The sequence below is a fragment of the Streptomyces bottropensis ATCC 25435 genome, assembly GCF_000383595.1.
Lineage (GTDB): Bacteria > Actinomycetota > Actinomycetes > Streptomycetales > Streptomycetaceae > Streptomyces > Streptomyces bottropensis.
The window spans coordinates 8415832-8429237 of the sequence record NZ_KB911581.1 but is presented as its reverse complement, the minus strand read 5'-3'; the positions used below and the strand labels follow the sequence as shown (position 1 = coordinate 8429237).

Sequence of the window (13406 nt, the reverse complement as noted above, 5' to 3'; positions counted from 1 at the left end):
ACCCGCCGAGTGCGGCAAAGATCCGACCTGCGGAGGAGGGGCGGGCCGCGCCGTGATGCCGGGGTCGTACGCCGCCTGTGGTGCGGTGACGGCCGGGGCTGGAACCGCCGGACGGGCTCAGTTGCCGGCGGGCCGCGCGGTCACGTCGCCGGCTTCGGGTTCTTCGGTCGCCGCCCCTTCGGCTGCCGTCCCTGCGACAGCCGCCTCTTCGGTCCCTGCCTCTTCGGTCCCTGCCTCTTCGGTCCCTGCCTCTTCGGTCCTTGCCCCTTCGGTCCCTGCCCCTTCGGTCCCTGCTTTCGCGTGGTCGGCGGCCTTCGCCTCCGTGGCCGCCTTCTCCGCCGCGTCCCGCTTGATCGCCGCGTCACGTCGGCGGACGTAGTAGATGCCGATGAACCCCAGGCCGCCGCCGGCGAGGCAGGTCCAGATCCACCAGGTGTGTCCGTGGTCCGCGTACCAGCCGTAGAAGGGGAGCTGGACGACGAAGAGGACGAGCCACAGGATCGTGCCGCCGATGATGGTCGGCACGATGGGCCCCTCCAGGGGCTCCGGTGCCTCGTGCTTGGGGGATCCCGAGAAAAACGCGGCCATGGGGCACAGCTTACGAGGCGGATGGGTCTACGCGCGGAGATGGCGAGAGTTGAATTATATGTTCATACTGAAACGGTTTCTGCCTGACCGCTTCTGTTCGTAGAAAACTCCAACAGCGCCGTGCATGCCTGTTGGGGATGAGGTTCCGCATGTCCCCGCAGAGCAGCACCGTCGGCGTGCTCGACCGCCACTTCAGGATCACGGAACGCGGCAGCACGCTGTCGCGCGAGATCCGGGGCGGTTTCGCCACCTTCTTCGCGATGGCGTACATCATCGTGCTGAACCCGATCATCCTGAGCAGCGCGAAGGACATGTACGGGAACCAGCTGGACTACGGCCAGCTGGTCACCGCGACCGCGGTCACCGCCGCCTTCACCACGCTCCTCATGGGTGTCATCGGCAACGTGCCGATCGCGCTGGCGGCGGGGCTGGGCGTGAACACGGTCGTCGCGCTGCAGCTCGCGCCGCGCATGTCGTGGCCGGACGCGATGGGCATGGTCGTGCTGGCCGGGTTCGTCGTGATGCTGCTGGTGGCGACGGGGCTGCGTGAGCGGGTCATGAACGCCGTGCCGCTGAGTCTGCGCAAGGGCATCTCCATCGGTATCGGCCTGTTCATCATGCTGATCGGGCTGGTGGACTCCGGGTTCGTCACCCGAGTCCCGGACGCCGCCCACACGACCGTGCCGCTCCAGCTGGGCGCCACCGGGCATCTCGACGGCTGGCCGGTGCTCGTCTTCGTCCTGGGCGCGCTGCTGACGCTCGCGCTGATCGTGCGCGGGGTGCCGGGCGCGATCCTGATCTCGATCGTCGCGATGACGCTGCTCGCGGTCGTCGTCCAGGCCGCGGCGGACCTGCCCGCGGGTGCCTGGGGTCTGACCACGCCGAAATGGCCCGGCACCCCGGTCGCGACCCCCGACTTCGGGCTGATCGGACAGGTCAGCCTCTTCGGCGGGTTCGCGAAGGTCGGTGTGCTGACCGGTGTCCTCTTCGTCTTCACCGTGCTGCTGTCGTGCTTCTTCGACGCGATGGGCACGATCATGGGCGTCGGCGACGAGGCCAGGCTGACCGACGCGGACGGGCAGCTGCCGGGTATCAACAAGGTGCTCTTCGTCGACGGCATCGCCGTCGCGGCCGGTGGCGCCAGCTCCTCGTCCGCGACGACCTGCTTCGTGGAGTCGACGGCCGGCGTGGGGGAGGGGGCGCGCACCGGCTTCGCGAACGTGGTCACCGGCGCTCTGTTCGCCGTCGCGCTGTTCCTGACGCCGGTCGCCACGATGGTGCCCTCCCAGGCGGCGACCCCGGCGCTGCTGGCGGTCGGGTTCCTGATCCTCGCGAACTCGGTCCGCGAGATCGACTGGGCCGACTACACGATCGCGATCCCGGCGTTCGTGACGATGGTGATGATGCCGTTCACCTACTCGATCACCAACGGCATCGGCATGGGCTTCCTCACCTTCGTCGTCCTGCGTCTGGCCGCGGGTCGTGGACGCGAGGTTCCGGCGGCGATGTACGTGGTGGCGGCGGTCTTCGGCTTCTACTACCTGATGCCGGCCCTGGGGCTGACGTGAGCGGCACCCGGCCGCCTCACCGCACCCCGTAGAACTTCTCCGTCTCGTCGACCGCGGTCTGGAACCGCTCGTCGAAGTCGTCGCGAATGAGCGTCCCGATCACATAGTCCTGGACGCTCATTCCCCTTTTCGCCGCGTGGGTCCGGAGCCGGTCGAGCAGCTCCCCGTCTATCCGCAGGCTGAGCACAGTGGTCCCCATGTGTACAAGGGTCGGATGCGTGCGACCCTCCGTGTCACGTTCTGCTTACCAGTCACTCATATGAGTGATGTAAGGGTGGTGATCGGCATGAGTGGCGGGGCTCACGGGCACGGCTGTGGAGTTCCGATGGTCTTTAGCGAGGGTAATGAGTTACGCTAAAGAACATGCCTGACCTGAACCATGGCGACGACGAGGCCGCTGTGAACGCCCTCCGTTCCGCCGTGATGCGCCTGTCCCGTCGGCTCAAGCACCAGCGGGTCGACGAGTCGCTGAGCCCGACCGAGATGTCGGTGCTGGGCACCCTCGCCCGCTGCGGCACCGCCACCCCCGGTGAGCTGGCCCGCAAGGAGCATGTGCAGCCCCCGTCGATGACCCGGATCGTCGCCCTGCTGGAGAGCAAGGGCCTCGTGAAGCTGGAGCCGCACCCCGAGGACCGGCGGCAGAAGGTGGTCACCCAGACCGAGCGGGCCGAGGCGATGCTGGAGGAGAGCCGCCGCAAACGCAACGCGTTCCTCGCCTCCCTCGTCGAGGCTCTCGACGCGGACGAGTGGGAGAAGCTGCGCGCGGCCGCGCCCGTTCTGGAGAGGCTCGCCCACCTCTGACCCCGCGCCCGCCCGCCGGGCGCGTTCGGGCCACGTTCGCACGCCGGACCGGCCCCCGATACGCCCCGGCCGACGGCCCGCGCGCCCCCTGGGGACAGGCATGGGCCGACCCGGGAACCAGCAGACAGAAACAGACAGAAGCAGACAGAACGGGAGCCGTGAGGCTTACGCAACCGCACGACACGCACACGTTCCACCCAAGGAGGCGAACCCTTTTGAGTACGGGCCCCGGAGCAGCTTCCGTCCCCGCGCCACCGACCTCCCGCCCCACCCCGCAGGCGCACGAGGTGCCGGAAGCGCCGCCGGACACCACCGGCCCGCTGGACCGGCCCGCCACCGCCGAGGCACCGCCGGACACCGCCGGCCCCAAGGCGCCCGCGCCCACGGCGAGTACCCCCACCCCCGCGAGTACCCCGGCCCCCGCCCAGACCCCCGCCCCGCGTGAACGCGTGTCCATGTTCCGGTCGCTGCGGGTGCGGAACTACCGGCTGTTCTTCCTCGGGCAGGTCGTGTCGAACGTCGGCACGTGGATGCAGCGGATCGCCCAGGACTGGCTCGTGCTGAGCCTGGCCGGATCGTCCACGGCCGTCGGTGTGACGATGGCGCTGCAGTTCCTGCCGATGCTGCTGTTCGGGCTGTACGGCGGGGTGCTGGTCGACCGGTTCCCCAAGCGGCGCCTGCTGTTCCTGACCCAGACGTCCATGGCCGTCACGGGACTGGCGCTCGCCGCGCTCACGCTCTCCGGCCAGGTCCAGGTGTGGCACGTGTACGTGGCCGCCTTCGCCGTGGGCATGGCCACCGTGGTCGACAACCCGGCCCGTCAGTCGTTCGTGTCGGAGATGGTCGGCCCGGACCAGCTGCAGAACGCGGTCAGCCTCAACTCGGCGAACTTCCAGTCGGCCCGTCTGGTGGGCCCCGCCGTCGCCGGCGTGATGATCACCACCGTCGGCACGGGCTGGGCGTTCCTCTTCAACGGCCTGTCCTTCGTCGCCCCCATCGCCGGCCTGCTGCTGATGCGGACCCGCGACCTGCACCCCGTGCGCCGCGCGCCCCGCGCCAAGGGCCAGCTCCGTGAGGGCCTGCGTTACGTGGCCCGCCGCCCCGAACTGCTCTGGCCCATCGTCCTCGTCGGCTTCATCGGCACCTTCGGCTTCAACTTCCCCGTCTGGCTGTCGGCCTACGCGGACGACGTGTTCCACTCGGGCGCCGGCTCCTACAGCCTCTTCAACACGCTCATGGCGGTCGGCTCGGTCGCCGGTGCCCTGCTCGCCGCCCGTCGCGGCACCACCCGGCTGCGGGTGCTGATCGGGGGCGCGCTCGCCTTCGGCCTGCTGCAGATCGTGGCCGCGCTGGCACCGACGTACTGGCTGTTCGCCCTGCTCATGGTGCCGATAGGGATGTTCGGCCTGACGGTGAACGTCACCACCAACACCGCCATCCAGATGGGCACCGACCCCGCGATGCGCGGCCGTGTCATGGCCCTCTACATGATGGTCTTCCTCGGCGGCACCCCGCTGGGCGCGCCGATCGCCGGCTGGGCCACCGACGCGTACGGCGCCCGCGCGGGCTTCCTCGCCGGTGGGGTCGTCTCCACCGTCGCCGCGGTCACCGTGGGCCTGATCCTCGTCAGGGCCGGCGGTCTGCGGGTGTCGATGGGATGGAACCGGGGTCACCCGCGGGTGCGGTTCGTGCCCAGGGAACGGGCCGAGGGGCAGCACGGCGAGCGGACCGTTCCCGTGACGACCGTGGCCTAGTCCTGCGAAAGTGGCCGTCATGAGTGCCATGAGTACCGTGCGGCTGTTCGCCGCGGTGTTGCCGCCCGCCGACGTCGTCGACGAACTCGGCGTGGTGATCGGGGAGTTGAAGGGCCTGGCCGGTGCGGACCGGTTGCGCTGGACCGCACCGGCCGGCTGGCACTTCACCCTCGCCTTCTACGGCGAGGTCGAGGTGGACGTCGTACCGGAGCTGTCGCGGCGCCTGGAGCGGGCCGCGCGGCGCGGCGAGCCGTTCCCGCTGGCCGTGCGCGGCGGCGGACAGTTCGGGCACGGGCGGGCGTTGTGGGCGGGCGCCGAGGGTGACCTCGGCGCGCTCCGGCTGCTGGCCGACCGGGCGGAGGCGGCGGCGCGCAAGGCCGGGGTGCCGATGGGGGAGCACCGCCGGTACACGCCCCATCTGACGGTGGCCCGCAGCCGTGACGACATCGACGTACGGCCGTGCGTCGACGCGCTCGACGCCTTCGCCGGGCGTACGTGGACGGTGGCCGACCTCGCGCTGGTGCGCAGCAGTCTGCCGACGTCCGGGGTGCCGGGGGAGCAGCCGCGGTACGAGGCGCTGGGGCGCTGGCCGCTCGGGGCGGCCGGATGACCGTTCGGGCCGCCGGTTACGCTCGTGGGGTGGACCCGAAGACCCGTAACCGGATCATGGCCGGTGTGCTCGTGCTGATGTTCGCGGTGGTTGCTCTCGCGGCGGCGGTTGGCAGGTGACCGTCGGGGCTCCGTGACCATCGGGTGTCGGTGACCGTCGGCCACCGGTGACGGTCGGGGAACGGGGGACCGTGCCGATGGCCTCGGGGAACTGCGGACCGTGCCGGCCCGCCCGCCGACGGGGGCTTGTCGCGCAGTTCCCCGCGCCCCTTACGGGGCCCTCACCAGGCGAAGGCCTCCGGGGACGGGCCCGGGCCCGGGAAGATCTCGTCCAGCGAGGTCAGCAGCTCCTCGTTCAGCTCCAGCTCGCTCGCGCGGATCGCCGACCGGAGCTGTTCGGCCGTACGGGGGCCGACGATCGGGCCGGTCACGCCGGGACGGGTCAGGAGCCAGGCGAGGGCGGCCTCTCCCGGTTCGAGGCCGTGCTTGTCGAGGAGGTCCTCGTACGCCTGGACCTGGCCGCGTACGGCCGGGTCGGCGAGGGCGTCGGCGCTGCGGCCTGAGGCGCGGCGGCCCTGCGTGGCCTCCTTCTTGATGACCCCGCCGAGCAGTCCGCCGTGCAGCGGCGACCAGGGGATGACCCCGAGGCCGTACTCCTGCGCGGCCGGGATGACCTCCATCTCGGCGCGGCGCTCGGCGAGGTTGTAGAGGCACTGCTCGCTGACGAGGCCGATGGTGCCGCCCCGGCGGGCGGCGGTCTCGTTCGCCTGGGCGATCTTGTAGCCGGGGAAGTTGCTGGAGCCGGCGTAGAGGATCTTGCCCTGCTGGACCAGGACGTCGACGGCCTGCCAGATCTCCTCGAAGGGGGTGGCCCGGTCGATGTGGTGGAACTGGTAGACGTCGATGTAGTCCGTGCGCAGCCGCTTGAGGCTGGCGTCCACGGCCCGCCGGATGTTCAGGGCGGAGAGCTTGTCGTGGTTGGGCCAGGAGTCGGCCGACGCCGCCATGTTCCCGTACACCTTGGTCGCGAGGACGACCTTGTCGCGGCGCTCACCGCCCTTGGCGAACCAGTTGCCGATGATCTCCTCGGTCCGGCCCTTGTTCTCACCCCACCCATAGACGTTCGCCGTGTCGAAGAAGTTGATGCCCGCGTCCAGTGCGGCGTCCATGATGCCGTGGCTGGTTGATTCATCTGTCTGCGGACCGAAGTTCATCGTGCCGAGGACCAGCCGACTGACCTTGAGACCTGTGCGTCCGAGCTGTGTGTACTTCATGACTCCTTAGCCAAGGCGGTGGAGTGCGCTCTAGGCAAGGGGAGAGATCTTGACGCTAACTGAAGGTTAGTGCTTTCCTTTCGTAAGCATCACTGCTTGAACTTTCAAGCGGGAGCTGACCTGCCGAACCTCTCCGATGGGAGCCTCGTGACCCCCACCACGCCTGCCCGCCGCGCGCTCGTCGCCGTCCTCGCGGCCGTCGCGCTCACCTCCACCGCCGCCGTCGTACCGGCCGTCGCGGCCCCGTCCACCGCCGTCGCCGAGCGGGCCCCGCACGGGGACGCCGCTCGGCTCGCGTACCAGAAGGCCGTGGCGGTACGGGTGCTGAAGGGGGTGTTCGAGGACGGGAACACGGCGGTCGTGGACCGGTACGTGCGGCCGGACTACATCCAGCACAACCCGTTCGCGCCGGACGGGGCGGAGACGCTGAAGGGGCTCGCGGCGGCGGTGCGGCAGCAGTTCCCGGACGCCGCCTACGACATCAGGCGGGTCATCGCCCAGGGCGACCTCGTCCTCGTGCACTCCAACGTCGTGCTCACGCCAGGCACCCGGGGCTCCGCCGTGTTCGACATCTTCCGCTTCCAGGGCGGGCGGATCGCGGAGCACTGGGACGTGGGGCAGGAGGTGCCGGAGTCCTCGGCCAACGGCAACGACATGTTCTCCACCGTCAGCCGGCCGCGCACCGAGGTGCCGGGGCCGGCCCGGCTGACCGCGTACAACGAGAAGCTGGTGACCAAGGCCTTCGACCGACTGCTGGTGCGGAAGGACCTCTCGGCGCTCGACCGGTACTGGGGCCCCGAGTACCACCAGCACAACCCGAACATCCCCGACGGCGTGGCCGGGGCCAGGGCCGGTCTGGGCGGCTACTTCCAGCAGTTCCCCTCCCTCACCGTCACGCGCAAGCGCGTCATCGCCGAGGGCGACCTCGTCGCCGTCCACAGCCACTACGTCAACGCCCCGGGCGAGCGCGGCCAGGCCGTCGTCGACCTGTTCCGGGTGCGGAACGGCAAGATCGTCGAACACTGGGACGCACTCCAGGACGTGCCGGAGACGTCGGCGAACGACAACACGATGTTCTGACCGTCACGGCTTGGCCGGTCGTGCCGTTTCCCCTGGTGGGCCCCGTGCGACGTCCGGTGTCAGTTCTTCGGAAGGGGCTCCGGGTTCTGGTGGTCGTTCGGGGCGGGGGTGCGGGGCACCCCTCCTGACCGGTGGCGGTGGGTGAGGAGGAGCAGCGGGGTCGCCAGGAGGAGGAGGCCGGCCGTGGCGATCGCCGTTCGGGGGGTCGTCAGGGCGGCGAGGAGGCCCCAGAGGGCCGTCGTGGCGGCGGTGGCGAGTTTGCCGGTGACGGACCAGGCGGTGAGGACGCGGGCGACGCGGTCCGACGGGGTCCGGGTGAGGCGCTGGGTGGCCATCACGGGGTTGAAGACGCTGATGCAGGTGATCAGGCCCAGCTCGACGACCATGACGAGGACGAGGCCCGCCGGGCCGTGACCGATGAACGCCAGCCCCAGCGGCCAGCAGGCCCGCAGGGTTCCGGCGACCCGCAGGACCCGGTCGTCGCCGTGCCGGGCGACCAGGCGACGGGAGAGGCGGGAGCCGATCAGTCCACCGGCGCAGGGGACGGCGAAAGCGAGGCCGTACTGCCAGGGGGCGAAGCCGAGTTCACCGACCATGAGGATCAGCAGCAGCGGTGCGGGCGCCATGATCAGCGCGTTGACCACGATGGTGTTGAGGAAGAGGGGGCGCAGGGCCGGGTCGGCGAGCAGGAACCGCCAGCCGTCGAGGAGGTCGGTGGGGCGGAGACGGGGGGTGAGGGTCTTGGGCGCCGTGGGTGTCTTGTGCGTCGCGGGTGGGGCGGGCGTCGCGGGTACCGCGGCACCCACGGCGGTCTCCGAGGCCCCCGCCACCGCCACCTCTGCCGTATGCGTCGGCGGTGCCGTCCGTGCCGGGTGCGGCGGCTCGCGGTCGCCGATCGCCCGGATGCCCGCCGCCGAGACCAGGTAGCTGGTGGCGTCGATCAGCAGGGTGACGACCGGACCGAAGAGTCCCATCGCGGCGCCGCCGAGGGGCGGGCCGAGCATGGTGGTGGTCCAGGTCGTGGCCTCGAAGCGGCCGTTGGCGGCCACGAGGTGTTCCGGGGGGACCAGGGATTTCAGGAAGGCGCCGCTCGCCGCGGTGAAGGTGATGTCGGCCACGGTGACGACCATGGAGACCAGGAGGAGCTGGGGGAAGGTGAGCAGGTCGAGGGCGTAGGCGGCCGGGACCGTCAGCAGGGCCGCACAGCGGACCAGGTCCATCGTCATCATCACCGGACGCTTGCGGCGGAACTCCACCCAGGGGCCGAGCGGCAGGGCCACCACCGCGCCCACCGCCAGGCCGGTGGCCGCCAGCGCGGAGACCTGTGTCGGGCCGACGTGCAGGACCAGCACCGCGATCAGGGGGAACGCGTCGAACGACAGCCGCGTGCCGAACGCGCTGACCGCGTACGCCGTCCACAGCCACCGGAACTCCCGGCCCAGCCCACCGCCCCGCGCCATCCGTCCCGCCCCGCATCCGTCACCGCCGCGTCCGACCGGGACATCCAAGCGAGCGGGGGGCCACCGATCAAGTGCGGAGCGCCGGACCCGGGAGGCGGTGGGCGGATTCGTCAGCACGGAGTACGACGAAACTCCCTTGCGCGCCCGGCGCCCGAACCGTTTGGGTCGTCTCCCGTGACCACCACCGCGCGCGACGCCCTCCACCGCCCCGACCGTTACCCGCGCTCCTCCGCCTACGACCCCTCCTGGCTGCTCGGCCTCGACATGGGGCCGAACCCGCTGTGGCTGCTGGAGGACCTGGTGCGGGACCTCGAACTGCGGCCCGGGATGCGGGTGTTGGACCTGGGGTCGGGGAAGGGGGCGACCTCCGTGTTCCTGGCGCGGGAGTTCGGGGTGGAGGTGGTCGCCGCGGACTGGTGGATCGCGGCGGAGGAGGCGGCGGAGGTCTTCGACAAGGCCGGGGTGGGGGACCGGGTGACGGCGGTGCGGGCCGAGGCGCATGCCCTGCCGTTCGAGGAGGGCGGCTTCGACGCCGTCGTCAGCGTGGACGCGTTCGAGTACTTCGGGACGGCGGACAGCTATCTGCCGTACCTGGTGCGGTTCCTGCGGCCCGGCGGGCAGCTCGGCGTCGCCACACCCGCGCTGACCCGCGAGGTGCGCGACCTCGGGTCCGTGCCGCCGCACATCAAGGCCGTCGTCGGCTGGGAGGCCATCGCCTGGCACACCGCCGAGTGGTGGCGGTTCCAGTGGGCGGTCACCGAACTGGTCGACGTCACCTCGGCCCGGCTCCAGGAGGACGGCTGGCGGGACTGGCTGCTCTGGGCGCGGGCATGTGCGGAACGCGATCCGCAGGCAGGGGGAGCCGATCGGGCGGTCGTGGAGATGCTGGAGGCGGACCAGGGGGAGTATCTGACGTTCGCGCTGGTGACGGCGACGAGGACTGCCGAGGGCGCCGGGTCTGGGGCTTAGGGCCCTTCCTCGTACGGTCCCCCCAGGTCCCACGCCTCGTGCATCGCGTTCGCGAAGGTCGCCGCGATCTTGTGTTCGCCGGAGGCGTTGGGGTGGGTGCCGTCGTAGGTGTCCCGGTGGATGTCGTACGACGGGGGCGGGGAGGCCACGAGGAGCGGGGAGCGGGGTTCGTCGAGGTCGGCGGCCGTCTTGGCGAGGAGTTCGTTGAAGCGGGCGACCTGGGCGGCGAAGGGGGCGTCGGACTCGGCGCGGACGTTGGGGGTGACGGGGAGGAGGACCATGCGCACGTGCGGGTTCGCCTCGCGGGCGGCCTCGACGAAGCGGCGGGTGTTCTCGGCGGTCTGCTCGGCGTTGGTGTAGAAGCCGAGGTCGATGAGGCCGAGGGAGACGAGAAGGACGTTCGCCCGGTTGCCGCGGACCGCGTCGGCGATCAGCGGCGCCATGTGGAGCCAGCCCTCGCCCCAGCCGGCGAGATGGCCGCGGGGGAAGCGCGGGTCGGTGCCGGCGTACTCGTACGACGTCGGGGCGTCCGTCGCCTTGTCGTGCAGCGTCTCGCGCGGGCCGACGATCTTGAAGGGCCCGTCGTACGTCGTGCGCAGGTGCTGCCAGAGCCGGTAGCGCCATGTGTGTTCGCCGGCGCTCCCGATCGTCATGGAGTCGCCTACGGGCATGAACCTGAGCATTGGCACATCATGAACGATCGCTACCGACTGGTAGCGCCTCTCGCCCCGAACAGCCCTGTGAACCCCGCCACGTGGGCGGAGAAGCACGGGGCGCAGCCCCTGCTTTTCCGAGGGACGCGGGGAACTGCGCGAGAAGCCCCCCACCCGCACCCGACCGACCACCCCCACCCCGACGGCGCTCCCCCCACCCCACCCAGGGGAGCGAGATGGCAGGCTTGGGCCCATGCGCCGTCGCCCCCTCACCTCCCCGTGCCGGTTCCGCGCCGGCTTCGCCGGTCTCGCCGCCGTCCTGCTCGCCGCGCTCCCGGCCGCGCCCGCGGCCGCCGACGACGACGGGTTCACGATGAAGGACACGCGGATCACCGAGTCGAGCGGTCTCGCCGCGTCGCGTCAGCACCCGGGGGTCTACTGGACCCACAACGACAGCGACGACGGGGCCTTCCTCTACGCCGTCGACAGCAAGACGGGCGAGACGGTCGCCACGGTCACCATGACGGGCGTCGGCACTCCGCGCGACGTCGAGGCGATCTCCATGGGGCCCGGCGACAAGCTCTACGTCGGCGACATCGGCGACAACCTCGGCGGCACCTGGGCGTACGTCTGGATCTACGAACTCCCGGAGCCGAAGGAGCTGAAGGACCAGACGATCAAGGCCACGCAGTACGTGGTGAAGTACGAGGGCGGGGCGCGGGACGCGGAGGCGCTGATGGTGCATCCGAAGACCGGTCGGGTCTACATCGCCGACAAGAACGAGGAGGGCGGATCGCTGTACGAGGGTCCGGCCGACCTCTCGCCCTCCGGCACGAACGTGTTCAAGAAGGTCGCCTCCGTCCCGGACCTGGAAGTCACCGACGGCGCGTTCTCACCGGACGGCAAGCAGCTCGCCCTGCGCGCCTACTTCGGCGGCATCCTCTACGACTGGAACGGCGGCAGACTCAAGAAGGTCGAGCGGCTGAACGTGCCCCTGCAGCGGCAGGGGGAGTCGGTCACGTTCGACACCGACGGCTCGAAGATCATGTACGGCAGCGAGGGGTCGGGCAGCTCGGTCGTCGCGCGGGACGTGCCCGGCGGCGGCTCCGGGAGCGGCGGTTCCGGCTCGTCCTCCTCCGGCCAGAAGGATTCCGGCACCGAAGCGGCGGACGGCGACGGCACCAGCTCCACCTTCAAGGTCGGCGCCCTCGCCGTCGGCGGTGCGGTCGTCGTCGTATGGGGCTTCAGGCGGCTGCGCCGGCCCTCCTGAGCCACGAGGCACCCGCGCTCCCCGTCACCCCTCCCCGCCCCCGCCCCGCCGCGCGACGAACACCTCAAGCCCGTCCAGGAGGCGTTGCAGGCCGTGTGATCGACCAGGGGCGGGCCATCGCCGACGACACCCCCGACGGGCTGAAGAGCACGGTCGGCGGTGACCGCGTCGAGGTCGTCGTCGCCGAGCGCGCCGACATCCCGCGCGCGGTGAAGGTCGTCGCCCGGGTCTCGGACGGCGAACCGGAGTCGGACGACGCCGAGTCGCGGGTCCACGCGCCGGTGACCGACCGCGTCGCGGCGCTCACCGAGGTGGCCCGCACCCTCCAGGACGAGGGCGTGCGGGTCGTGGACATCGGCCTGCGCAGGCCGAGCCTGGACGACGTGTTCCTGCGCCTGACGGGCCGGAGCGCGCAGAAGCCGGGGGCCACCGGGACCGGGAGCGGGGCGGACCGTGACATCCGTGACACCGCGAAGGGGGCCGTCGCATGACCACCGTCGACCTGGGCGCGTCACGTGCGCGCGGCCGTACGTACTGGCTGTTCTGCGACGTCTGGAACATCGTCCGCCGCGGCCTCACCCACTACCGGCGCCAGCCGGTCAACATCGCCTGGCAGCTGGGCTTTCCCATCCTGTCCGTGCTGCTGTACGGCTATGTCTTCGGCAGTGCCATGAAGGTGCCCGGCGGCGGGGACTACCGGGACTTCCTGATGCCGGGCATGTTCGTGATGACGATGGCCTTCGGGTTCATCAACACGGCCACGCTGGTCGTCCACGACTCCACCAAGGGGGTCATCGACCGCTTCCGTTCCATGCCGATGGCGCCGTCCGCGGTGGTCGCCGGGCGTGGGCTGACCGATCTGCTCGTCGCCTGCGCGGAGTTGGCCATCATGATGCTGACGGCGGTCGCGATGGGCTGGCGCCCGGACGGCGGCCTCGGCTTCCTGGCCGCGTTCGGTCTGCTCCTGTGGCTGCGCTTCGCTCTGATCTGGATCGGTGTCTGGCTGGGCCTGCTGGTCCCCAACCCGGAGGCGGCGGGCGGGCTGTTCGCGGTCGCCTTCCCGCTGACCATGATCTCCAGCATCTACGTCGCCCCACAGCTGATGCCCGACTGGCTGGGCTGGATCGCCGCCTGGAACCCGGTCTCCTCCACGGCCGCGGCGGCCCGCGAGCTGTTCGGGACGCCGGTCGGCGGTGGCGACGCCTGGGTCGAGCGGAACGCGCTGCTGATGGCCGGGGTGTGGCCGCTGGTGCTGACGCTGGTCTTCCTGCCGCTCGCGGTACGCCGGTTCAGGAAGCTCAGCAGCTGAGGTGACGGGCGGCCGGGGGGACGCGTGAGGGCGTCCGGCGCATCAGGTGGCGCCGGATGCCTTGACGTGTT

General features: G+C 71.0%; 13 protein-coding genes and 1 pseudogene. 9 read left to right on the top strand and 5 right to left on the bottom strand.

The features are described 5' to 3' along the window. Positions 1 to 117: 117 nt before the first annotated feature. Positions 118 to 588, bottom strand: coding sequence for a DUF2530 domain-containing protein (locus STRBO_RS46125; protein WP_005486243.1), 471 nt, complete (start codon positions 586 to 588; stop codon positions 118 to 120). Between the two features lie 149 nt (positions 589 to 737). Between STRBO_RS46125 and STRBO_RS0137270 the strand changes: the two genes are divergently transcribed. Next, positions 738 to 2156: an NCS2 family permease gene (locus STRBO_RS0137270; RefSeq protein ID WP_020115691.1), complete on the top strand. Its 1419-nt coding sequence runs from the start codon at positions 738 to 740 to the stop codon at positions 2154 to 2156. 16 nt (positions 2157 to 2172) lie between these two features. Here STRBO_RS0137270 and STRBO_RS0137265 read toward each other — a convergent pair whose 3' ends face one another. Further along, positions 2173 to 2355 carry a hypothetical protein gene (locus STRBO_RS0137265; protein ID WP_020115690.1) on the bottom strand — a complete coding sequence of 61 codons (183 nt, stop codon included), beginning with the start codon at positions 2353 to 2355 and terminating at the stop codon, positions 2173 to 2175. Between the two features lie 164 nt (positions 2356 to 2519). Here STRBO_RS0137265 and STRBO_RS0137260 point away from each other — a divergent pair, with 164 nt between their 5' ends. The 3 genes from STRBO_RS0137260 (at position 2520) to thpR (ending at position 5321) form a co-directional block, all read left to right on the top strand. Further along, entirely contained in the window at positions 2520 to 2957 is a 438-nt protein-coding gene (locus tag STRBO_RS0137260) for a MarR family winged helix-turn-helix transcriptional regulator (protein WP_005486240.1), read from the top strand. Positions 2958 to 3172: 215 nt separating this feature from the next. Further along, positions 3173 to 4711, top strand: a complete 1539-nt coding sequence (locus STRBO_RS0137255) for an MFS transporter (RefSeq protein ID WP_425336030.1) — start codon at positions 3173 to 3175, stop codon at positions 4709 to 4711. A gap of 37 nt (positions 4712 to 4748) precedes the next feature. Next, positions 4749 to 5321, top strand: coding sequence for an RNA 2',3'-cyclic phosphodiesterase (thpR, locus tag STRBO_RS0137250; RefSeq protein ID WP_028797071.1), 573 nt, complete (start codon positions 4749 to 4751; stop codon positions 5319 to 5321). Positions 5322 to 5601: 280 nt separating this feature from the next. Here the strand turns inward: thpR and STRBO_RS0137240 are convergent, their stop codons facing one another. Further along, entirely contained in the window at positions 5602 to 6594 is a 993-nt protein-coding gene (locus STRBO_RS0137240) for an aldo/keto reductase (RefSeq protein WP_005486232.1), read from the bottom strand. 147 nt (positions 6595 to 6741) lie between these two features. Here STRBO_RS0137240 and STRBO_RS0137235 point away from each other — a divergent pair, with 147 nt between their 5' ends. Beyond that, on the top strand, positions 6742 to 7674 hold the full coding sequence (locus STRBO_RS0137235; protein ID WP_020115688.1) for a nuclear transport factor 2 family protein: 933 nt from the start codon (positions 6742 to 6744) through the stop codon (positions 7672 to 7674). A gap of 59 nt (positions 7675 to 7733) precedes the next feature. Here the strand turns inward: STRBO_RS0137235 and STRBO_RS0137230 are convergent, their stop codons facing one another. Beyond that, complete coding sequence (locus STRBO_RS0137230) at positions 7734 to 9134, bottom strand: MFS transporter (RefSeq protein WP_005486230.1); 1401 nt, start codon at positions 9132 to 9134, stop codon at positions 7734 to 7736. Between the two features lie 174 nt (positions 9135 to 9308). On the opposite strand from STRBO_RS0137230, the gene STRBO_RS0137225 reads away from it, so the two are divergent. After that, entirely contained in the window at positions 9309 to 10103 is a 795-nt protein-coding gene (locus STRBO_RS0137225; protein WP_005486228.1) for an SAM-dependent methyltransferase, read from the top strand. On the opposite strand, the gene STRBO_RS0137220 is transcribed toward STRBO_RS0137225, so the two are convergent. After that, positions 10100 to 10786 (bottom strand): GDSL-type esterase/lipase family protein, encoded by a 687-nt coding sequence (locus tag STRBO_RS0137220; protein ID WP_005486226.1) that lies wholly within the window; start codon positions 10784 to 10786, stop codon positions 10100 to 10102. The two genes, STRBO_RS0137225 and STRBO_RS0137220, sit on opposite strands and share 4 nt — an antisense overlap. Positions 10787 to 11009: 223 nt before the next feature. Here STRBO_RS0137220 and STRBO_RS0137215 point away from each other — a divergent pair, with 223 nt between their 5' ends. The 3 genes and pseudogenes from STRBO_RS0137215 to STRBO_RS0137205 all read left to right on the top strand — a co-directional run bounded on the left by STRBO_RS0137215 (position 11010) and on the right by STRBO_RS0137205 (position 13335). Next, positions 11010 to 12026, top strand: a complete 1017-nt coding sequence (locus STRBO_RS0137215) for a hypothetical protein (RefSeq protein ID WP_005486225.1) — start codon at positions 11010 to 11012, stop codon at positions 12024 to 12026. Between the two features lie 95 nt (positions 12027 to 12121). Continuing rightward, positions 12122 to 12517 (top strand): annotated as a pseudogene (locus tag STRBO_RS0137210) (ATP-binding protein DrrA1-3 family domain-containing protein); the annotation flags it as partial. Then, complete coding sequence (locus STRBO_RS0137205; RefSeq protein ID WP_005486223.1) at positions 12514 to 13335, top strand: ABC transporter permease; 822 nt, start codon at positions 12514 to 12516, stop codon at positions 13333 to 13335. The pseudogene STRBO_RS0137210 and the gene STRBO_RS0137205, both read left to right, overlap by 4 nt. The last annotated feature ends 71 nt before the right edge of the window (positions 13336 to 13406 follow it).

What these genes read in the sequence shown, in the direction of transcription:
- STRBO_RS0137205 (WP_005486223.1), top strand. Translation starts at nt 12,514, where the DNA reads ATGACCACCGTCGACCTGGGCGCGTCACGTGCGCGCGGCCGTACGTAC.
- STRBO_RS0137270 (WP_020115691.1), top strand. Translation starts at nt 738, where the DNA reads ATGTCCCCGCAGAGCAGCACCGTCGGCGTGCTCGACCGCCACTTCAGG.
- STRBO_RS0137240 (WP_005486232.1), bottom strand. Translation starts at nt 6,594, where the DNA reads ATGAAGTACACACAGCTCGGACGCACAGGTCTCAAGGTCAGTCGGCTG.
- STRBO_RS0137265 (WP_020115690.1), bottom strand. Translation starts at nt 2,355, where the DNA reads ATGGGGACCACTGTGCTCAGCCTGCGGATAGACGGGGAGCTGCTCGAC.
- STRBO_RS0137215 (WP_005486225.1), top strand. Translation starts at nt 11,010, where the DNA reads ATGCGCCGTCGCCCCCTCACCTCCCCGTGCCGGTTCCGCGCCGGCTTC.
- STRBO_RS0137220 (WP_005486226.1), bottom strand. Translation starts at nt 10,786, where the DNA reads ATGCTCAGGTTCATGCCCGTAGGCGACTCCATGACGATCGGGAGCGCC.
- STRBO_RS0137260 (WP_005486240.1), top strand. Translation starts at nt 2,520, where the DNA reads ATGCCTGACCTGAACCATGGCGACGACGAGGCCGCTGTGAACGCCCTC.
- STRBO_RS0137230 (WP_005486230.1), bottom strand. Translation starts at nt 9,134, where the DNA reads ATGGCGCGGGGCGGTGGGCTGGGCCGGGAGTTCCGGTGGCTGTGGACG.
- STRBO_RS46125 (WP_005486243.1), bottom strand. Translation starts at nt 588, where the DNA reads ATGGCCGCGTTTTTCTCGGGATCCCCCAAGCACGAGGCACCGGAGCCC.